Annotated in this window: 1 protein-coding gene and 1 pseudogene; both read left to right on the top strand. The window is 72.2% G+C overall.

Features of this window, described 5'->3' with window-relative positions:
• Positions 1-306: SPOR domain-containing protein (locus tag FV223_RS29010; protein WP_147730044.1), on the top strand; the 306-nt coding region annotated here is incomplete at its 5' end.
• Between the two features lie 231 nt (positions 307-537).
• Positions 538-795, top strand: a pseudogene (locus tag FV223_RS29005) (beta-hexosaminidase); the annotation flags it as partial.

Here is a 795-nt window from a genome sequence, read left to right as displayed (position 1 = left end):
GCGCCCGAGGCCGCCGTCCCGGTCGAGGCCCCGGCCACGACGGCGACCGTGAGCAACGCCGCCGTCGGCGGGTTCTCGGTCCAGCTCGGCGTCCGCACCAGCGCCAAGGAAGCCCAGACCGCCTTCCGCGAGATGCAGGGCAAGTACAGCCAGCTCGCCGGCAAGCCGGAGCTGATCCGCCAGGCCGAGGTCAACGGCAAGACGATCTTCCGGGTCCGCGTCGGGCCGCTGGCCAAGGCGGAAGCCACGAGCCTCTGCACCGAGCTTCAGGGCGCCGGCGGACAGTGCTTCGTCGCCAAGAACTGAGCCCGCCTCCACAAAACCCGCGTCGGCGGATAGCCTGAGATCGGCGATCCGCCGGGGCCGCGCCTGAGTCGCCGGCGCAACACCCGAGCGTGCGCGGACCGATGGTCCGGCAGACGTCGCGGTTTGGCCTTGCGGCGCGGGCATCTCCTGTCGGACGCTCGCCACGGATTCGTATTCTTCGTCCGGGCAGGCGATGCCCGCAACCCAACCCTCCCGGGAAGACCGTCCCCGATGACCTCCCGTGCCCTGATCCTCGGCTGCGCCGGCAAGACCCTGTCGCCGGACGAGACCGCGTTCTTCCGCGACGTGCGGCCCTGGGGCTTCATCCTGTTCAAGCGCAACATCGGCACGCCGGACGAGGTCCGGGCGCTGACCGCGTCGCTGCGCGCCACGATCGGCCGGGACGACGCGCCGATCCTGATCGACCAGGAGGGCGGCCGGGTTCAGCGCATGGGGCCGCCGCACTGGCCGGCCTACCCGGCCGCCCTC

The organism is Methylobacterium sp. WL116, assembly GCF_008039455.1.
Classification (GTDB): domain Bacteria; phylum Pseudomonadota; class Alphaproteobacteria; order Rhizobiales; family Beijerinckiaceae; genus Methylobacterium.
This window is presented reverse-complemented; position numbering and strand designations above follow the sequence as displayed.